Source organism: Spirosoma terrae, assembly GCF_010435915.1.
Lineage (GTDB): Bacteria > Bacteroidota > Bacteroidia > Cytophagales > Spirosomataceae > Spirosoma > Spirosoma terrae.
The window spans coordinates 718638-738002 of the sequence record NZ_JAAFZH010000001.1; the positions used below are offsets into that span (position 1 = coordinate 718638).

General features: G+C 44.9%; 19 protein-coding genes. 14 read left to right on the forward strand and 5 right to left on the reverse strand.

What is annotated here, in order from left to right; genetic code table 11:
• The first annotated feature begins 28 nt into the window (after positions 1-28).
• The 13 genes from GK108_RS03100 (at position 29) to GK108_RS03160 (ending at position 14066) form a co-directional block, all read left to right on the forward strand.
• On the forward strand, positions 29-853 hold the full coding sequence (locus GK108_RS03100; protein ID WP_163942562.1) for a mechanosensitive ion channel family protein: 825 nt from the start codon (positions 29-31) through the stop codon (positions 851-853).
• A 51-nt stretch (positions 854-904) separates the two neighbouring features.
• On the forward strand, positions 905-1900 hold the full coding sequence (locus GK108_RS03105) for a DUF3078 domain-containing protein (RefSeq protein ID WP_163942565.1): 996 nt from the start codon (positions 905-907) through the stop codon (positions 1898-1900).
• 72 nt (positions 1901-1972) lie between these two features.
• Positions 1973-2305 carry a large conductance mechanosensitive channel protein MscL gene (gene mscL / locus GK108_RS03110; RefSeq protein ID WP_163942569.1) on the forward strand — a complete coding sequence of 111 codons (333 nt, stop codon included), beginning with the start codon at positions 1973-1975 and terminating at the stop codon, positions 2303-2305.
• A gap of 96 nt (positions 2306-2401) precedes the next feature.
• Positions 2402-3760, forward strand: coding sequence for a UDP-N-acetylmuramoyl-L-alanine--D-glutamate ligase (murD, locus tag GK108_RS03115; protein ID WP_163943792.1), 1359 nt, complete (start codon positions 2402-2404; stop codon positions 3758-3760).
• Positions 3761-3815: 55 nt separating this feature from the next.
• Complete coding sequence (locus tag GK108_RS03120; protein ID WP_163942571.1) at positions 3816-4937, forward strand: FtsW/RodA/SpoVE family cell cycle protein; 1122 nt, start codon at positions 3816-3818, stop codon at positions 4935-4937.
• A 66-nt stretch (positions 4938-5003) separates the two neighbouring features.
• On the forward strand, positions 5004-6095 hold the full coding sequence (gene murG, locus GK108_RS03125) for an undecaprenyldiphospho-muramoylpentapeptide beta-N-acetylglucosaminyltransferase (protein ID WP_163942574.1): 1092 nt from the start codon (positions 5004-5006) through the stop codon (positions 6093-6095).
• Between the two features lie 86 nt (positions 6096-6181).
• The gene (murC, locus tag GK108_RS03130; protein WP_163942577.1) at positions 6182-7567 is read left to right on the forward strand and encodes a UDP-N-acetylmuramate--L-alanine ligase; all 1386 of its coding nucleotides are present in this window, start codon (positions 6182-6184) and stop codon (positions 7565-7567) included.
• Positions 7568-7604: 37 nt separating this feature from the next.
• Positions 7605-8378, forward strand: a complete 774-nt coding sequence (locus tag GK108_RS03135; protein WP_163942581.1) for a cell division protein FtsQ/DivIB — start codon at positions 7605-7607, stop codon at positions 8376-8378.
• Positions 8375-9766, forward strand: a complete 1392-nt coding sequence (gene ftsA, locus GK108_RS03140; protein ID WP_212592703.1) for a cell division protein FtsA — start codon at positions 8375-8377, stop codon at positions 9764-9766. Before GK108_RS03135 ends, ftsA begins: the two co-directional genes overlap by 4 nt.
• Positions 9767-9849: 83 nt before the next feature.
• Positions 9850-11295, forward strand: coding sequence for a cell division protein FtsZ (gene ftsZ / locus GK108_RS03145; protein WP_163942584.1), 1446 nt, complete (start codon positions 9850-9852; stop codon positions 11293-11295).
• Between the two features lie 76 nt (positions 11296-11371).
• A complete protein-coding gene (locus tag GK108_RS03150) occupies positions 11372-12070 on the forward strand; it encodes a DNA alkylation repair protein (protein ID WP_317166478.1) in 699 nt (232 codons plus the stop codon).
• Between the two features lie 100 nt (positions 12071-12170).
• Positions 12171-13013 carry an acetyl-CoA carboxylase, carboxyltransferase subunit beta gene (gene accD, locus GK108_RS03155; RefSeq protein ID WP_163942587.1) on the forward strand — a complete coding sequence of 281 codons (843 nt, stop codon included), beginning with the start codon at positions 12171-12173 and terminating at the stop codon, positions 13011-13013.
• Positions 13014-13088: 75 nt separating this feature from the next.
• Complete coding sequence (locus tag GK108_RS03160) at positions 13089-14066, forward strand: radical SAM protein (RefSeq protein WP_163942590.1); 978 nt, start codon at positions 13089-13091, stop codon at positions 14064-14066.
• Here the strand turns inward: GK108_RS03160 and GK108_RS03165 are convergent, their stop codons facing one another.
• Positions 14067-15182, reverse strand: coding sequence for a T9SS type A sorting domain-containing protein (locus GK108_RS03165; RefSeq protein WP_163942593.1), 1116 nt, complete (start codon positions 15180-15182; stop codon positions 14067-14069).
• 107 nt (positions 15183-15289) lie between these two features.
• Between GK108_RS03165 and GK108_RS03170 the strand changes: the two genes are divergently transcribed.
• Positions 15290-16114, forward strand: a complete 825-nt coding sequence (locus GK108_RS03170; RefSeq protein WP_163942596.1) for an enoyl-CoA hydratase/isomerase family protein — start codon at positions 15290-15292, stop codon at positions 16112-16114.
• Here the strand turns inward: GK108_RS03170 and GK108_RS03175 are convergent, their stop codons facing one another.
• The 4 genes from GK108_RS03175 to GK108_RS03190 form a co-directional block, all read right to left on the reverse strand.
• Entirely contained in the window at positions 16115-16579 is a 465-nt protein-coding gene (locus GK108_RS03175; RefSeq protein WP_163942598.1) for a nuclear transport factor 2 family protein, read from the reverse strand.
• A gap of 60 nt (positions 16580-16639) precedes the next feature.
• A complete protein-coding gene (gene xylA / locus GK108_RS03180) occupies positions 16640-17980 on the reverse strand; it encodes a xylose isomerase (protein ID WP_163942601.1) in 1341 nt (446 codons plus the stop codon).
• Between the two features lie 91 nt (positions 17981-18071).
• Complete coding sequence (locus GK108_RS03185; RefSeq protein ID WP_163942607.1) at positions 18072-18821, reverse strand: hypothetical protein; 750 nt, start codon at positions 18819-18821, stop codon at positions 18072-18074.
• An 83-nt stretch (positions 18822-18904) separates the two neighbouring features.
• Complete coding sequence (locus GK108_RS03190) at positions 18905-19363, reverse strand: hypothetical protein (RefSeq protein ID WP_163942609.1); 459 nt, start codon at positions 19361-19363, stop codon at positions 18905-18907.
• Between the last annotated feature and the right edge of the window lie 2 nt (positions 19364-19365).

Below are 19365 nucleotides of genomic sequence, written 5' to 3' on the forward strand. Positions count from 1 at the left end.
CCGGACTCTTTCATGCCTCAGTAACTTTATGAAGCAACTACCTAATATAACTGAAGTTTTACTAAATACATTTCAAACCCTTATTGATCAGTTCGTTGAGTTTGTACCCCGCATTCTGGGGGCTATTGTTATTTTGCTAATAGGTGTTGGCGTAGCGAGAATAATTGCATTTATTGTTCGGCGAGTACTAGCTCAGGTTGGCTTTGATAAAATAGGAAGCCGTTTAAACGAGATTAGTATTATCAAGCAGCTTAATACAGAAATAAAGCTGAGTGATATTGTTGCCAAAGTTCTTTATTATTTTATCCTGCTGGTTTTTATTACGGCATCGACAGAAACCTTAGGCGTAGCTGCTATTACAGAAATGGTTTCGTCGCTTGTTAATTTTATACCCAAAGTTATTGCGGCTGCTATTATGCTTCAGGTAGGCGTTTTATTGGCTGATACGTTACGAGGAGCTGTATATAACCTTTGCCAATCATTTAATATTTCGTCGGCTCGGCTATTGAGCATGATCGTTTTTGTCTTTTTCCTGATTATTACGATTATAAGCTCACTCGCACAGGCGGGGATTAATACCGAGTTATTGGAATCCAGTTTTAATTTAATTATTGGCGGAGGGATTTTTGCCTTTGCAATTGGCTATGGCATAGCTTCGCGAGATGTAATGGCTAATATTTTATCTTCTTTTTATTCAAGAAATAAGTATAAAGAAGGCCAAATAATTCAGATTGATGAGGTTAAGGGGGAAATTATAAAAGTGGATAGTACTTCATTAACGCTACGTACCGGTGATACTACCACAGTATTTCCTCTGCAGGTTTTACAGACGAAAAAGGTAGAAATTTTTTAATTAATTTGGATAGGCAGGTATCTTGTTGATTAGTTTCCCGTCTAAGGAAACATGAAAAACATCTTACTTACATTTATATGTTGGATGAGCCTGAGCTATGGGTTCGGGCAGGATTCTCTAAGAGCTACTACAAACTTTAAAGATACAGTAGTAGTTAAGCCCGATACGTCTTATTGGCAGAAGTCATTTAGTGGAGGTATTAACTTCAACCAGGCTTCTTTTAGCAACTGGTCGGGAGGTGGGGTCAATTCAATCGCATTAGGGGCTGTTGTTGCCGCTCGTGCTTTTTATGAAAAAGGTAAAGTTTCCTGGGATAATACGGCCGATCTTCAGCTAGGTTATGTTACGCAGTTGGGCAACACCCGAAAAGCGGCTGATCAGATCATGATTATTTCGGTTTTAGGCCAAAAAATAGCGCCTAGATGGGATTTGTTTCTGTCTGGAACATTCAATACTTTTTTTGCTCCGGGCTTCCGCTACGACAAATTGCCTGCTGACCAAACCAGGCTTAAAGTGTCTAATTTTTTTGCTCCTGCTCAGTTTACGTTTGCGGCAGGTATAGCCTACAGGCCTAACGATTGGTTTTCGTTACGTATGAGCCCTATCGCTCCCCGGTTTACTTTTCTATCGGATGATGGTGTACGCGTGCGGGAGTTAGCAGATGGTACGTTTGTTCCGGATCGGACGCAGGTAGCCTATGGCGTACAGCCTGGGAAAAGCTCAAGAACTGAGTGGCTTGCTTTTCAGCTACAGACAGTGTTGAATCGTAATTTAACGGAAAACATATCATTAAATGCCCGCTATCAGCTTTTTACCGAATACGCTCGATTAAACAATATTAATCACCGCCTTGATTTACTACTAACGGCTAAAATAAGTCGGTATTTGAGCACAAATTTTGGATTGATTGCCCTGTATAATAAAGACTTTAGTTCAGAGCTGCAGATACAGCAAACACTGGCTATTGGCCTGGTGTATAATATCAGTTCATTTCGGGTTAAAAAGGACACACAAAAAGCGGAAACCCCGCTACCAGGCCGATTTTGATTTTTATTGAGTAATCTATAGTTTCACAAGGGGTATCCTATCTTAAATCATTCAATCTAAACAAATTATCATATGCTAAAAGAATTTCGCACATTCATTGCGCAGGGAAATGTTTTGGATCTGGCGGTGGGTATTATTATTGGTGCTGCTTTCGGCAAGATTACCACATCATTAGTAGAGGATATCATTAATCCAATATTAGGTTTGGTAATTGGTGGCATTGATTTTAGCCAAATGAAGATTGTTATTAAGGAGGCTGTTGGAACAACGCCTGAAGTTGCCATACGCTATGGTAATTTCCTCAACGTGCTGATTCAGTTTTTGGTTATAGCCTGGGTGGTCTTTCTAATAGTTAAACTGGCTAATCGTGCTCGTTTGTCAAATTCATTACCGCCAAAAGAATAGACGTCAACGGAGAGAAATAAAACTAAAACTAAAAGCCCTGGCTAATGCCGGGGCTTCTTTATTTATGCGTTATTTTGCTGCTAGTTTAATCGGCTTATCGTAGTGAAAAAAATTGCAATTCTCGGTGGAGGAGAAAGTGGCGTTGGGGCTGCTTTATTGGCCCAGGCCAAAGGCTTTGATGTTTTTTTGTCGGATAAGGCAGCTTTAACAGAAAGCTATCGTGCTACGTTACAAAAGGCTGGAATTCCCTTCGAAGAAGGTCAGCATACCGAAGATCGAATCCTACAGGCTACGGAAGTGATTAAAAGTCCTGGCATACCAGAAAAAGTGCCCTTGATCCAGAAGTTAAAGGCACAGGGTACTCCCATTATCTCGGAAATTGAGTTTGCCGCACGTTATACAAACGCCAAACTTATTGGTATTACGGGAAGTAATGGTAAGACAACCACTACGTTACTCATTTATCATCTGCTTAAGACAGCTGGGCTGAATGTTGGTTTAGGTGGTAACATCGGGGATAGTTTCGCAGAGCAGGTAGTCAACAATACATACGACTATTTTGTACTCGAACTGAGTAGTTTCCAGCTAGATGATATGTATGAAACGCACCTGGATGTCATGGTTTTGCTGAATATTACACCTGATCATCTGGATCGTTATGATTACACGTTTCAGAAATATATAGATTCTAAATTTCGTATTCTCCAAAATGCAAGGCCTACTGACAAATTTATCTTTTTCCAGGAAAGCCAACCCATTCTGCACGAGCTAGTAAAGTACGATCCACAAGTTAAGCGGTTGCCAATTTCATTAGTAGAATCCGTAGCCCAGGGAGGGTATTGGGATAAGGGTTATTTAACCATTAACTACGAGTCGCAAAATTTGCGCATTGCCCAGGCTGACACTACGTTACGTGGACCTCATAATGCCATAAATATATTGGCAGCCATCCTGGCTGTAAAAGCAGTAGGAATCTCCGATGAGTTGATTAGAGAAGGCTTAAAAACATTTCAGAATGCTGCTCACCGGCTAGAACCGGCCGGGACAATTAATGGTGTCCATTTCATAAATGATTCAAAGGCAACTAATGTAGACTCTGTTTTCTATGCCCTATCCAGCATGGAAGCCCCAACGGTCTGGATTGCTGGTGGTCTGGATAAAGGAAATGATTACAGTCAGCTTGACGAGATCGTGGACCAGAAAGTAAAAGCATTAATTTGTTTGGGAGTTGATAACCATAAACTGGTAGATTACTTCAAAAATAAGGTGGCAGTGATCTATGAAACTCAGAATATTAATGAAGCCGTAGCAAAAGGCTTGGAATTGAGTCAGTCGGGAGATACTGTCCTGCTATCGCCAGCCTGTGCTAGTTTCGACTTATTCAAAAACTATCAAGATCGTGGTAATCAGTTTAAAAAGGCAGTTCAGGATTTACTGGTAGCTGATAAAGCATAACGGTAGTAAAGTAATTATTGCCCTTACCGATTATCGAATACTACTTTAAGAAAACATGGCCCTACGCAATTGGATTCGTACTCATCTCAAAGGTGATCGCCAGATATGGTGGATTGTACTGTATTTGTCAATTATGAGTGTGCTGGTCGTATATAGTGCTACCGGTACAAAAGCGTTTCGGGAATTAGATGGCAATACGGAGGTGTTCCTGATCAAGCACGGGCTACTGCTTATGCTAGGCCTGGCCTGTACTTACTTTGCTCATAATATTAACTACGTTTATTATGCACGGTTATCGAAATTTGGCTTGTGGCTGTCGATTCCATTGCTTCTTTGGGCATTCTTTAAAGGAACTAGTCTAAATGATGCGTCTCGCTGGGTAACGATCCCGATTATTAATCAAACATTTCAGCCGTCGGATTTAGCCAAGTTGGCGCTTATTTCCAACTTGGCTGCCATGCTGGCGAAGCGTCAGCGATTTATGAATGATCCGAGCGTTTTGTTTAATCTGATCCTTTGGATTGGGGTAATTTGTTCGCTCATTATTCTGTCAAATACCTCAACCGCATTACTTCTAGCCGCAACCTGCTTTCTGTTGATGTATATTGGTCGAGTACCAGTACGGTATTTAGCTTATATGGTGGGGGTTTGTGTTGTGCTTGGCGGAGCGGCCTTAATAATAGGAGAGCGCTTCGAAACGGCTAAAAGCAGGATGGTGAGTTTCATGGATTCTGATTCCGTTGTTTATCAGGTCGAACAATCGTATATCGCTCTCGCTAATGGTGGTTTGACAGGACAGGGGCCTGGTAATAGTCATCAGAGAAATACACTTCCTAACCCCTTCTCCGATTTTATTTACGCTATTATAGTTGAGGAGTATGGCCTGTTACTAGGGGGAATTCCTGTCGTATTAGCGTATATCTGGTTCTTATGGCGAGGTATAAAAGCCATTCAAAAAACAACAAGGCCGTTTGGTGGATTATTGTCGGCTGGGCTAACGTTTAGCATTGTATTTCAGGCATTTGCCAGTATTTGTGTTGCTGTAGGTTTAGCACCCGTAACAGGGCAGCCTTTGCCGTTATTAAGTATGGGAGGAACCTCGCTTATTTTCACAGGGCTGGCAATCGGTATTGTACTGAGTGTGAGTCGTGAAGACGCTGATGAAAGCAAAATATAGGCATATTTTAGTTGCGATAGTTGTAGAGCGGGTGGAATAGAGAAGCAGTCTTGATGATCAAAAAGCATGAAAGTTATTATTAGCGGTGGAGGTACTGGTGGTCATATTTATCCGGCTATTGCTATTGCCAACGAACTGAAGGTAATTGATCCTTCTGTTGATATCCTGTTTGTGGGTGCTGAAGGTAAAATGGAAATGGAAAAAGTGCCTCGTGCTGGTTATCAGATTGTAGGGTTGCCTATAGTAGGTATCAAGCGTGAACTGACGTTAGCCAACTTAGCATTTCCGTTTAAACTGGGTAGAAGTTTTGCGCGTGCTCAGCAAATTGTTCGTGATTTTCAACCCGATGTTGCTGTAGGGGTAGGTGGTTATGCTAGTGGCCCTTTGCTATTGTCGGCTTCTCTGAAGGGGGTACCCACATTGATTCAGGAACAAAATTCATACGCAGGGCTTACCAATAAAGCATTATCCCGCTGGGCCAAACGTATTTGTGTGGCTTATCCAGGCATGAATGCCTTTTTTCCTGAAGAAAAAATCAAATTAACCGGCAATCCGGTACGTAGTGATATTCAGTTTGCTGATCAGCAACTAGAAGCTGGCCGTACACTATTTAATCTTGATCCGACGCGTCCAACTCTGCTGGTAATTGGGGGAAGTCAGGGAGCTAGAACATTAAATGAAACACTAGAGGCAAATTTAACGCAATTCATAGAGGCTGGCGTTCAGGTTATCTGGCAAACGGGGGCAGCTTTTATTGAGCGTGCAAGAGCGGCTGTTGCGGCTGTCAATTCTCCCTTGGTTAAAGCGTTTGATTTTATATATGAAATGGACAAAGCCTATGCTGTGGCCAATGCTGTCGTATCACGGGCAGGAGCCTTGTCGGTCTCAGAATTATGCCTGGTCGGTCGGCCAGCCATTTTAGTCCCTTTGCCTACAGCTGCTGAAGACCATCAGACAAAGAACGCAATGAGTCTGGTTGAACGTAACGCTGCGCTTTTGGTGAATGATCGTAATGCCCGGGAGGAGTTAGTAGCTGCAGCCTTACATCTGTTAAACGATACTGATTTATGCAAACGACTAAGCACTGAAATAAAAAAGTTGGGCAAGCCGAATGCGGCCCGTGATATTGCTGAAGAAGTTATACACTTAACGAAATAAAACAGAGAGTACAGTATAAAGAGGCCGACAGCACCGATTAGTATGGTCCTGTTAACCTCTTTGCACTTGACTTCCTTATGCTAATAATGACCTTAGATCAATTTAAATACATTTATTTTCTCGGCATCGGTGGCATCGGTATGAGTGCCCTGGCTCGTTGGTTCCGCGTTAATGGTTATGACGTAGCGGGATACGATAAAACACCTACTGCGCTGACAACAGCCTTACAGGAAGAGGGAATGACTATTCATTTTCTGGAAGACGTAGCGCAGATTCCTGAAACCTTCCGGGAAAACCGAGATCAGACATTGGTCATATATACACCGGCGGTTCCCAAAACGCACCAGGAGTACATATACCTGACAGAAAACGGCTTTACCTTACAAAAACGATCCCAGGTATTAGGGTTACTGGCCGGGCAAATGAAAACCGTTGGGGTTGCAGGAACTCATGGTAAAACGACCACTTCGTCGATGGTTGCTCATATTCTTCGCCATGCCGGAGTCAATTGTGCCGCCTTTCTGGGAGGCATAACCAATAATTATGGAACTAACTTTTTATTGAATGACCCTTCTGACGATCTCCGATCCGTAGTGTGCGTCGTAGAAGCCGATGAGTTTGACCGATCTTTCTTAACACTTTTTCCAAATCTGGCTATCGTTACGTCGACGGATGCTGATCATTTGGATATTTATGGCGCGCACGATGCTGTTCTTGATTCATTCGGGAAGTTCGTTAGCCAAATAGAAGAAGGAGGAACCCTTTTCATGAAAAAGGGATTGTCATTGGCTGATAAAACAAAAGCAATCGTTGAGCAATACTCACTTAATGAGGGGGATTACTATAGTCAGAACCTGAAAGTCGAAAACGCGACATTTGTTTTTGATCTAGTCTATCCTGAAGGTACTATCCCTGCTATTCAGTTGATTGTTCCGGGGTTTCATAACGTTGAAAATGCGGTTGCTGCCAGTGCTGTCGCTTTGACGTTAGGTGTTTCGCCTACTGCCATTCGAGATGCGCTCAATACCTATAAAGGTGTACGTCGGCGGTTCGAGTACATTCTTAAAACAGACGATGCTGTGCTGATTGACGATTATGCCCATCATCCTGAAGAAGTAAAAGCCTTTTTGTCATCCGTTAAAGCACTATATCCTGATCGTGAACTGACGGCAATATTTCAGCCCCATTTGTTCACTAGAACGCGTGATTTTGCCGAAGGATTTGCCGACAGTTTATCGCTGGCCGATCAGGTTATTTTATTAGATATTTATCCCGCGCGTGAATTACCCATTGAGGGAGTATCTTCTGACTTGATTTTTCAGGCTATTCGATCTAAAAAGAAACAACAAAGCACCAAAGAAGCGGTACTCGACGTTGTGCGAGAAAAGAAACCGAAACTACTGGTTACGATCGGAGCAGGTGACATCGACCAATTATTGCCAGCTCTTAAAAGTGTCTTAAAAGACCAATAGATAAAAATATCTGAATGATGACCTAGCTTATACACAGATGTTTTCTACCTTTAAATCAAGCAAGAAGTGGTTCGTCGCAATTGGTGGGCTTTTGGGATTGTTTAGTCTCATCGCTTTTACCGAAATCCGGCATGGGCAAAAGCATGTTCGATCAGTTGTTGTTCATATTGACCAAATTGATGGGCATTCTTTTTTAACACGTCGGGACGTAACGGGTTATTTAACAAATGGAGGAGCTGATCCTGTGATAGGTAAAAACTATCAAGAGGTTGACTTTCATCAATTGGAAGAACGGCTCCAACAGCACGGACTGGTTAAAAAAAGTCAGGTTTTTCGTGACCTGACAGGCGACCTAATCGTCAGGGTTGAACAACCTCGGCCAATTGCACGGTTGATGACACCGGGAGAGCAAGTACGGGCTGTATCAGGGAAATACGTTAGTGAAGAAGGGAGGTTTTTCCCTATTTCAATGAACTATTCCGCTCGTGTTCCAATATTGACCGGCAGTTATTTTGCCAAAAATAGATCATTGACGAGTGATCGTAACCGGCCACTGCTTGAGTTGTTAAAACAGGTTTATGACGATCCGTTTTGGCGGGCTCAGATTGTGGAGTTATCGGTAGATGAGGAGGGAGAGGTTACAATGTGGCCGCAGATAGGTAACCACAAAATTGAGTTTGGATTGCCAACAGATGTGGAAGCCAAATTGAGGAAACTGAAATTGTTTTATACGAATATTCTACCGGCAAAAGGTTGGGACCGATACAGCCGGGTGAATGTTCAATATCGAAATCAAATCGTGTGCGAATGACGACGACAAGCATTGGCGACAAAATTGTAGTAGGTCTGGACATTGGTAGCACGAAAGTGTGCGCAGTTGCAGGCCGGGTAATGCGTAACAACAAAGATCTTGAAACACTGGAAGTTCTGGGGGTAGGCGAAACCCAACTGAACGATGGAGTGGCAAAAGGATCAGTGGTCAATGTCAATAATACGGTAAGCGCTATTCGTAGAGCCGTATCAGAGGCATCGAATCAGTCGAATCTGAATATTCATCTGGTAAATGTGAATTTCAGCGGGTCGCATGTACTGTCTGTTAAATCGAGTGGGAGCATTACCCGTTCGTCGTCTGGTGATGAGATTCAGATTGAAGATATCGATCATCTTCTGAGCGATATGTATCGTACATCGATCCCTGCCGACAAGGAAATTATCCACGTATTACCAATGGATTTTGTGGTTGACGGCGAAACGAATGTTAATCAGCCTGTCGGTCGGAACGGTGTTAAGTTAGGGGCTGATTTTCAGTTGATTACTGCCCAGGCTAATGCTGCAAGAAATGTACGTAAGTGTATTATTCGCAATAACTTACAGCAGGAAACGATGATGCTGTCATCCCTGGCATCGGGGCTTGCTGTATTGACCGAGGAAGAAAAGGATGCGGGGGTTGCGCTGGTCGACATCGGCGGTGGAACTACTGAGCTGGCCATCTATTACCGGGGCGTGTTACGTCACGTAGCAGTATTTCCCTGGGCTGGTAATAGCCTGACATCCGATATCCAGGCCGGTTGTAAAATCATGCCCGATCAGGCAGAACAGCTGAAGAAGCGTTTTGGCAATGCTGACCCTGGTGAATATAATATCAACGAAGTCGTGGCGGTGCCTGGTTTAGGTAACCGTAAACCCAAAGATGTCCTACTGAAAAATGTAGCCGTGATTATGGAAGATCGACTGCGCGAAATTGCTGCTTTGGTTCAGGCGGAGGTTATTCGGGCTGGCTATGAAGGTAAGCTGCTGGCTGGTATTGTACTCACTGGAGGAACAGCCCTCGTTCCCGGACTGGAACATATCTTTAGTCGGGTAACAGGAACAGAAGCTAAAGTAGGTTATCCCGAGAATCTAGAACCCAACGGACGCGCTGATCTAGTTGCCGATCCTGCCTATGCAACGGCAGTGGGGCTAGTTTGGGCTGGTTATAAAACAATAGATGATCGAATTTCTTTCATTAGTGATCCCACACGGATTAGCTATAATGAAGAAGTTGTAACGCAACCCCCCATTCGTACATATCCTTCGCCTTCTCAGCCTATACAGAGCGGGCAGGATAAGACGCAGGTAGAGCCTCCTAAAAAAGGTTGGTTGAGTTGGCTCAAGGATGCTTTGCAGCCTGTTCGGGGTAGCGAAACCGATCCTTATTAACCCACTTGTGGGTAACCGGCAACCAAGCCGGTTTAATCGTATATAGGCAGTTTTTATTACACAAAAAGATACCATCGAATAAAATGCTGAGTCAGGGCTATAGATTCGAAGTACCAGACGACAATCCAACAATCATAAAAGTTGTTGGTGTTGGCGGTATGGGCGGCAATGCTGTTAAGCACATGTTCAACCTGGAGATGAAGGATGTGAACTTCGCCATTTGTAATACGGATCGGCAGGCGCTCATGAGCAATCCTGTGCCGACTAAATTACAATTAGGTGATGGACTCGGAGCAGGAACGGAGGCAAAGGCAGGTGAAGATGCGGCTCGTGCCAGCATTGAAGAAATTCGGAATCTGTTAGCTCCCCCAACAAAGATGGTGTTTATCACCGCCGGTATGGGGGGCGGTACAGGAACTGGTGCTGCGCCAGTTGTTGCTGAAGTAGCTCGCGAAATGGGTCTGTTAACAGTAGCCGTCGTAACAGCTCCTTACTACTTTGAGGGAACCGATAAAAAAGAACAGGCGCGGGAAGGTATTGAGCGATTAAAGAAAAGTTGCGATACCGTTCTGGTCGTTCTCAATGATAAACTGGCCGAACTCTATAGCGAGTTGCCCTGGACAGAGGCCTACGCGCATGCCGATGATGTATTGGCAAATGCGGTAAAAAGTATTGCTGAGATCATTACCACGCAGGGAGATATAAACGCCGACTTTGCCGACGTTAAAAAAGTCCTTGAAGGTGCTGGACAATCCGTGATGGGTTCTGCCGAAGCCGGCGGTGAAGATCGGGCGTTAAAAGCCATCGAAGCAGCGCTAAACTCGCCACTGCTCAATGACCACGATATTCGTGGTGCTAAGCGAATTCTGTTAACTATTTCGTCTAGTAAAGAACATGCCATGAAGCTGAAAGAGCAAATGGCAATCTCGGCACATGTAGCCGAAAAAATTCAGACTGAAGCCCGGATGTTTAAGTTCGGAGCCATAACTGATAAAAATCTTGGCGAGAGCTTACGGGTAACTATTATTGCCGCTGGCTTTGATGGAACCAATGCGTTGCTGGACACGCTTGGTGCTGGGGCTAAATCAGTTGATAAATCCGAGCCAATCGTCGACGAAATAGTTGAACCTGTTGAGTTTGTTGACGAGGAGCCCGTTGTTGCGATAGAAGAACCGGTAACTAAGGAGCCAGAAAAAGAAGAACCTATTCTCCAGCCAGTAGGTATAACGGCTAAAGTTGATGGAAAACAACTGACACCAACCGGACTTAATGGAACAACCATTGTTCGGCCCGAACCATTACCTGGGTTTAAGCCAACTCAAAACGACGATGGTGGTACGTTGGTTCTGGATGAAGAAGAACGTTATGATGACGCGGAGCTAATCCGACGGAGTATAGAGGCATTTGTCAAAGGGCAGTATTCGGCTTCTGATCTCGAACGTCCAACATTTGAACGGAACAAAACGGTACTCTTTCCGATGCCTATGTTATCGGAAAATGAATTTGTTCGTTCAAAACTGAACGAGTAATTTATTAGTTCTCAATAGAAAAAGGGCTTCTGTTTGAAGCCCTTTTTCTATTGAATGCACTTCTCTGGACTATATTGTGACTTGTACTGATGTCAAAAATGAGCTGATGCTACTGGCAAACCCTGAGCGAGCGAAAGTATCTGCCTGGTTTTTTAAAACAAAACCTGGTGAATATGGCGAAGGGGATCAGTTTTTAGGCATTTCTATGCCACAGCAACACATAATTGCAAAACAATTTCGGTCATTACCAGCTGAAGAAGTAGAAAAGCTATTGCAGGAATCATTTCATGAGTGCCGAATGACTGGTTTGTTGATATGGGTATATCAGTCAAAAAAAGCCAGTTTAAGCCAGCAAAGCTTTCTAATGGATCGTTATCTGGCCAATCGACGTTACGTCAATAACTGGGATCTGGTCGATGTCACGTGTCCCTATCTTGTTGGTAATTATCTGCTTCACAATGATCGGTCTGTATTGATTGATCTTGCGCAGGAAGATCATTTATGGAGCCAGCGAATCGCTATCGTATCAACACTGGCTTTTATCCGGAAAGGCCAATTTGGGGATACATTCGCTATTGCCGACTTGTTGTTATCGCACAAACATGACTTAATCCATAAGGCAATTGGCTGGATGTTGCGAGAAATAGGTAAACGAAATATTGAGGCACTTGAAGAATTTTTACACGATAATATTCGCCAAATGCCCCGTACAGCCCTGCGTTACGCTATTGAAAAGTTTGAACCTGCCCGCCGAACGTATTATCTCACCCTGTAGATAAGGGAATTGGCCGTTGCTCTGCTTATCTTTGCGTTCCAGATTGGCGTCAATTAACAACAACCTGCTTTTAGGTGGGTTTCAACTGTAAACTTAGACTATGTCTTGGTTCGTCCGAAAAGATAAGGGTATTCAAACCCCGACCGAAATGAAGCGGGAAGCTCCCGACGGCCTGTGGTATCAATGCCCAAATTGCAAGAAAATAATGCACACGCGTGAGCATAAACTCAATGCGTATACCTGTGTTCATTGTAACTACCACGAGAAAATAGGCTCTGAAGCGTATTTCTCAATCCTTTTTGATGATAACGAGTTCGCTGAACTCGATGCCAGCATGATTTCTGGCGATCCGCTGAATTTCGTTGACACAAAAGCCTATCCCGATCGGATCAAATCGACGATGGCTAAGACCGGCCTGAGAGATGCTGTTCGTACGGCTTATGGCCCGTTGAATGGTCGAATCGTAACAATGGCTGTTATGGATTTCAATTTCATCGGAGGCTCAATGGGGTCTGTGGTTGGGGAAAAAATAGCCCGTGCTATTGACTATGCGATAAAAAACAAAACTCCATTCCTGATGATTTCGCGGTCTGGGGGTGCCCGAATGATGGAAGCTGGTTTTTCGCTGATGCAGATGGCCAAAACGTCGGCTAAACTGGCTCTTTTATCCGAAGCTAAATTGCCATACGTATCGTTATTGACCGATCCAACAACGGGGGGCGTAACCGCGTCCTACGCCATGCTGGGTGATTTTAATATTGCTGAGCCTGATTCGTTAATCGGTTTTGCTGGTCCTCGTGTCATTCGGGAAACTATTGGTAAAGACCTGCCCAAAGGATTCCAAAGCGCCGAATTCGTGCTGGAGCATGGCTTTCTGGATTTTATTGTTGACCGGAAAGATCTGAAGGATAAACTGACGAATCTGTTTCGAATGCTTGAATAGTATAGGTTACGGGGCTGAAGGGCATGGAGTAGAACTACTCGCTGCTTTATGCCCTTCAGCCCACGTCCTATGCCTATGCGTCTTGTCTCTCACCCCGTTTTATGCAACTACTACGTAACGTATCGCTGCAATGCGAGTTGTAGTTTTTGCGACATCTGGGAGCGGCCCTCTCCGTACGTTACGTTGGAAAACGCCCGTCAAAATCTACGAGACTTAAAAAAACTGGGCGTTCGGGTTATTGATTTCACGGGTGGCGAACCGCTGCTTCATCGCCAGCTTCCTGACCTCCTTCGGGAAGCGAAACAGCTGGGTTTCATTACAACCGTTACGACCAACGCCTTACTCTATCCCAAACAGGCGGAAACGCTACGTGGTCTGGTCGACATGCTGCACTTTTCGCTCGATTCGCCCATCGCAGAGGAGCATGACCGTTCGCGTGGGGTACGATGTTTCGATAAGGTTATAGAATCGATTGCTATTGCCCGAAATCTGGGCGAGCGTCCTGATATCCTGTTTACCGTTTTTGACCATAACGTACAGCAGATACGGCAACTGCACGAGGAAATTTGTTTGCCTAACGACCTGGTGCTGATCCTGAATCCAGTATTTGACTACAATTCGGTCGAAACGGGCGATCGTTTTTCGGAGGATGCACTACGTCAGATGTCGTGGTGGGGCAAACAGAAAAATGTATATCTGAATGATGCATTTGTTCAGTTACGACGGGATGGAGGCAATCATGTTGGCAACCCGGTTTGTCGGGCGGGTAGTACCACAATTGTTATTTCGCCGGAAAACAAACTAGTGCTTCCCTGTTATCATTTGGGTTTAAAAGACTTTGCTATTGATGGTCAACTCTATGAACTGTATCGATCGGATGATGTTCAGAAACTGGTAGCATTGGAAGGGCGCTTGCCGGGTTGTGAAGGTTGTGCTATCAACTGTTACATGCAGCCATCCTTTGCTGTAGAAGTCAATAAATACTGGTGGAAAGCACTGCCTAGTACGCTCAAATACAACTGGATAAAAGGAACCTGGAAACAGCTGGTATAACTATCGTTTTACTATTTTTCTGACTGTCGATTGGCCGTCAATAGTAGCTTTTAGCAAATAGACTCCCGGCGCCAGGCTACTCATACTGATGGTCTGTTCATGTTTTTGAGCTGTTTTGCCCGTGGCCAGTTGATACAATTCACGGCCATTTATAGCCAGTAATTGGGTGACAACCAGACTCGGTTTGGTCGTTTGAATAACTACCTGTAAACGATCATCTACTGGATTCGGGAACGTAGTAAAAGAGATGGACTCATCGCGATAATCGGGCAGATCCGTAACTAAGCCGCCTTCTGTAGCTGGTTCGTATGGTGGTAAACTGTCGGGTGTAACTGGCTTATCAATAACAATTAACGTAATTTCTTCGGAGGTCTGGCTCAAAAGTATCCCGTTTCTGTATTCGGAAACGGTGATGGCGACGCTAAACGGGCCTTGTTGAGTTGGGGTATCCCAGATTAACTCGCCGGTTCTACTATTCAGTTTGAAAGTACCCTGCCGAGAGAAGTCATTAGGATATTGATAGCCTGGTATTTGGCGAATGGAACAAAGGTTATTGGCCTGGGCGGTCTGTGGTTTAGCCAATAGGTATACCAGGCTGTCGCTATCAGGATCGTTGGCTTGCAGGGCAAATACAACTCGTTGTTTATTCGCAATCGTGAATCCGGTTGATGGAAGTAGGATTGACAAATCCGGAGTTTGATTGAGGGCCGAATTCACTAAAAATGTAGTCGAAAGAGAAAGCGGTACCTCAGCGTTAGAACTATTTAATACGGGGGAACGATTGATTAATGAGGTACTTATCGTATATGTTCCGGGTCCGCTGTATGTATGGTTAATGCGGAAACTATTGTAACTGATTGAGTTACCATTTAGCAATCGTCTACTCTCCCGGAATACTTCTCGGGTTTGACCGTCGCCGAGGCATAGGGTTACGCTAGTCATGGCATTGGATGCGGCTGCCCCCCTGATTTCGTCGAGATAAACAATAAGTCGTATTTCATAGGTTAATGGCCTGGAAGCTTCAGGTTTAACCTGAATATGGCCGCTAAGCAAATGGGTTGCATAGGAAGCGCAGGCACTCCAGAGAACAAGAGCTATAAGCGTAAACGTTTTCATGAAGATAATGCGAGAAAATGGTTGTGTTTGCTCTCATAACTACAGGTTGTTACTTTGTCGTATACGCATCTATTGAATGTTTTTAAACGGTATTTTCTTTCTTTTTTATGTTATACACGGCCAGTCAAACCGCTCAATTACTGACTCTTAGTTCTACATTTCAATATATTGCTACGTCGTTTGCCGATCATGTTTTCACCATCCGGCTCAATCGGCCCGAAAAGAAAAATGCCCTCAACAGGCCCATGCTTAACGAACTGGCTTTTGCCCTAACGTATGCCCACTATGCCAAGGAGGTTTGGATCGTTGTGCTGGAAGCAGCCGGGGATACATTCTGCGCTGGAATGGACCTGAAAAGTTTAGCGTCGGGTGATACCGCATCAAGTACCGTGCCTGAACCGTCAAAACCTGTCCGACTGGGAGAGTTGATGGCCAACCTGAATAAACCCTGTATCGCTAAAGTGCAGGGGCCAGTATATGCCGGCGGATTTCTGTTGGCGGGAGGAAGTACCTACGTAGTGTCTGCCGATACCGCTACGTTCTCGCTCCCCGAAGTTAAGCGCGGTTTGTTTCCATTTCAGGTGTTGGCGGTATTGCTTGATAGTATGCCTGCCAGGACAGCCCTTGATTTATGCCTTCGGGCACAAACGCTTACGGCTCCGGACGCCCAACGTCTTGGGTTAGTTACCAACGTAGTGCCAACCAATGAATTGGATCAGGCTGTTACGTTGCTGGCAGATGAACTAAAACAATTTTCGCCAACAGCCATGCAATTTGGCCTGCGAGCCTTCCAGCAATTAAAAGGCCTGCCGTTGAGCGAACAGCAGGCTTATTTACACGATCAGTTTCAACAGCTTCAGCAAATGCCCGATGCTAAAGAGGGTATGGCTGCTTTTCTTGAAAAGCGCGCACCTAGGTGGCAGGGCGACTAATTATTGCTTCGGTAAGTCCGGACAGTTCTCTTTCCGGCGCGTGTCGATAATAGTCTGGATTTTCCAACTGCCTCCAATTTTTACCAATGTAAAGGCATTCACGCCACAATGACTTTTTTTGTCCTGAAAATAAAAGACGTATGGGGTCCAGGCCGTTGCCAGGTCGCCGTCCATTTTAATGTCTATACCCGACAGCCGCTCATCCAGTGTTCCGGCTTTTGCTTTACCAATAGAATTAATAAATCCAGCAATGGCCTCGTCCCGAACCGTTACGTCGCCTTGCTTATTAATGACAGTTTGTAAGCGAGCACCTGGGTTAAACAAGGGTTTGAGCATGGTCGAATCTGCTTTTTGCATCGCCTGAAACAACGTATTTACAGTCGTTTTAATGGCGGTTTCTTCGGCATTCTGGGCAAAAAGCGCAGAGCTGTACGCTACGCTGATGAAGAGTAAAAAAGTTTTCAAGGGTTTATCTGGTTTATAGAAACGCCCTAAAAGATTAGTTCTTTTAGGGCGTAATGGTGGTTAAATGTACTGATTAACAATCATTTCGTAGAGTTCCTGTTTGCCGCTAAGCTGCTTAGGCTCTCCGTTGTTCATGGCGTACTCACGCAGATCGTCTAGCGTTAGTTCGCCTTTTTCGAAGCGGGCACCTTCGCCACTGTCGTAACTCGAATAGCGATCGGAACGTAACGCTTTGTATTTCGATTTACCTATTATTGCCTCGGCTGCAATGGCTGCTCGGGCAAAGGTGTCCATGCCGCCAATGTGTGCGATAAAGATATCTTCCAGGTCCGTTGAGTTTCTGCGGGTTTTGGCATCAAAGTTTACTCCGCCCGATTTGAGTCCCCCCGCTTCCAGAATGACCAGCATGGCTTCGGTTAGTTCATATACATCCACCGGAAACTGGTCCGTATCCCAGCCATTCTGATAGTCGCCCCGGTTAGCATCGATCGAGCCAAGCATGTTATGGTCGGCGGCTACCTGCAGTTCATGGGCAAAGGTGTGGTTGGCCAACGTAGCGTGGTTAGTTTCAATATTCAGCTCAAAATCATCCTGTAAGCCAAATCGATTCAGAAAGCCTACCACCGTAGCGGCATCGAAATCATACTGATGTTTGGTTGGCTCCATCGGCTTGGGTTCAATATAGAACGATCCTTTGAAGCCCTGCTTACGAGCGTAGTCGCGGCTGATTTGCAGAAACTTGCCCAGATGTTCCTGTTCCCGTTTCATGTTGGTGTTCAACAAAGACATATAGCCTTCCCGACCACCCCAGAACGTATAGCCCCGCCCACCTAGCTCAATAGTTGCATCGATAGCATTCTTTACCTGCCATCCACCATGAGCCAGTACGTGGAAATCTGGATTGGTAGCCGCCCCATTCATGTAACGCTCGTGTGAGAACAGGTTGGCTGTACCCCAAAGAAGTTTAACGCCGGATGCCGCCTGCTTCTGCTTGGCATAATCGACAATGGTGCGAAAATTTTTCTCAAACTCAGCGTTTGAGTTGCCTTCTGGCGCTACGTCGACATCATGGAAGCAATAGTATTCCATGCCAATTTTAGTGATGAACTCAAAGGCGGCATCCATTTTATCGTGGGCCGCAGCGAGCGGATCGTTGTTTGCATCCCAGGGGAAATGTTTAACACCAGGACCGAAGGGGTCTGCGCCAGTGCCGCAGAAGGTATGCCAGTAGGCAGTCGCAAACCGGAAAAGATCCTTCATGGGCGTGCCCAGAATTGGCCGGTTGGCATCGTAGAATTTAAAAGCAAGCGGATTGTCTGATTCCCGGCCTTCAAATTGAACCGGTTTATCTAGAAAGGGGAAATACGTTTTTTCGCCGAGAGTTAGTTTTGTAGAAGACATGTTTGTTAGGTTTAGACAAAATTATAGTCCCAAAGGTCTGTAGACCCTGGGACTATATCAACTGTTGATGGGTAAGCGGTAATAGGTCTATTTATTGAACGGGAAGAGGCACGAAGAATGCGTCTGGCTTGTCGAAGATGGGTGCATAGGAATAGCTACCGTCATACTGACGTACCGGCCCCGATATAAGCTGATTATAAGGCATTACCTTCACATCGGACGCCCAGAATTTGGTGTCGATATGGAATTCGTTTTTGAAATCCTTATCCGTAGACAGAGTCAGATAATTACGGAAGGTCAGCGGAGATTTCTCATCGCCATAAGTAAACGTATTGATATCGATTGGCTTTTTACGCTCTGGATTCCACTTGGGTTTTTCCTGAGTAACGTCTGGCGTGCCAGGCAAACGCAATGAACCGCTTGGAAGAACTAAAAATTGCTGCTTCTCTACCTTGGTCTGGGGTGGAATGAAACTGATCTGATCTTCTTTCGATATGGTTCCGGCAACCGAGCCAATCGCATACCGCCTAAACTGATAATCGGAGGTAGTTAGCTGAACCGTTGACACATCATACCAATAATCAATTTTTTCTTCGCCCACTATCAGCGATGAACGTTTCCAGTCAACGTAGAGGGGCTGGTTTAATTTATTGATGACAATCAACTGCATTTTTCCGCGCTCGCTGGCAAATTTATACCGTAACGTCAGCGTATCATTATCCAGCACAAGGCCTTCGCTGGTTGGTTTAACGTTGTTGCCACGTAACGTAACAACCTGAACATTTCGGGAGCATCCGGTTAGCAATAGTGCCAATAAAGCAAGGTAATGTATCGTTTTCATCGCCGTTTTGAGTAGGAAACAAGGTCAGTTAATAAAGAAGTAAGTTCCTCCGTTTTAACGTCATTGTCAACGTAACGAGCACACTATTTTGCCGTTTTCTGCTTTCCCGATTCTGTCATGGCGCGGTTGGATTGACGGGTCATTTTTTTGATGTATTCAACCCGTCGGAAACGTAACGCGCTCCAGTCCTCGTCAATAGCCACCATCCGAACGCCCTCGAAGCCCAGTTCGCCCAGTATAGCCCAGCCGGTATCCCGATTGAAGTCACAGGTGTATTTTCTGGATGAACCCTTGGGGTAAGCGATCCATAGGATACTATCTCCTTTTGTACGCTGTGCTAAAGCATGACTTACCGTATCAAGTTCTGCCTGATTTTTTACGAAAGCGATAACAAAGGTGCCCAACTGAATCTGCTGAGGATCGGTAACGATGGTTGCCAGTAGGCGCACCGTATCAACTACAGCCAGAAATTCGTCGGGCGCATTAATAACCGCTATCTCAGGCTGTGCCTTGTAGTTGAGTTTAGCGAGTACAGGATGCATAC

Bases quoted from the DNA above. Each gene is read 5' to 3' on its own strand.
- GK108_RS03100 (WP_163942562.1), top strand. From the start codon at position 29: ATGAAGCAACTACCTAATATAACTGAAGTTTTACTAAATACATTTCAA.
- GK108_RS03105 (WP_163942565.1), top strand. From the start codon at position 905: ATGAAAAACATCTTACTTACATTTATATGTTGGATGAGCCTGAGCTAT.
- mscL (WP_163942569.1), top strand. From the start codon at position 1,973: ATGCTAAAAGAATTTCGCACATTCATTGCGCAGGGAAATGTTTTGGAT.
- GK108_RS03120 (WP_163942571.1), top strand. From the start codon at position 3,816: ATGGCCCTACGCAATTGGATTCGTACTCATCTCAAAGGTGATCGCCAG.
- murG (WP_163942574.1), top strand. From the start codon at position 5,004: ATGAAAGTTATTATTAGCGGTGGAGGTACTGGTGGTCATATTTATCCG.
- murC (WP_163942577.1), top strand. From the start codon at position 6,182: ATGACCTTAGATCAATTTAAATACATTTATTTTCTCGGCATCGGTGGC.
- GK108_RS03135 (WP_163942581.1), top strand. From the start codon at position 7,605: ATGTTTTCTACCTTTAAATCAAGCAAGAAGTGGTTCGTCGCAATTGGT.
- ftsA (WP_212592703.1), top strand. From the start codon at position 8,375: ATGACGACGACAAGCATTGGCGACAAAATTGTAGTAGGTCTGGACATT.
- ftsZ (WP_163942584.1), top strand. From the start codon at position 9,850: ATGCTGAGTCAGGGCTATAGATTCGAAGTACCAGACGACAATCCAACA.
- accD (WP_163942587.1), top strand. From the start codon at position 12,171: ATGTCTTGGTTCGTCCGAAAAGATAAGGGTATTCAAACCCCGACCGAA.
- GK108_RS03160 (WP_163942590.1), top strand. From the start codon at position 13,089: ATGCGTCTTGTCTCTCACCCCGTTTTATGCAACTACTACGTAACGTAT.
- GK108_RS03165 (WP_163942593.1), bottom strand. From the start codon at position 15,182: ATGAAAACGTTTACGCTTATAGCTCTTGTTCTCTGGAGTGCCTGCGCT.
- GK108_RS03170 (WP_163942596.1), top strand. From the start codon at position 15,290: ATGTTATACACGGCCAGTCAAACCGCTCAATTACTGACTCTTAGTTCT.
- xylA (WP_163942601.1), bottom strand. From the start codon at position 17,980: ATGTCTTCTACAAAACTAACTCTCGGCGAAAAAACGTATTTCCCCTTT.
- GK108_RS03185 (WP_163942607.1), bottom strand. From the start codon at position 18,821: ATGAAAACGATACATTACCTTGCTTTATTGGCACTATTGCTAACCGGA.
- GK108_RS03190 (WP_163942609.1), bottom strand. From the start codon at position 19,363: ATGCATCCTGTACTCGCTAAACTCAACTACAAGGCACAGCCTGAGATA.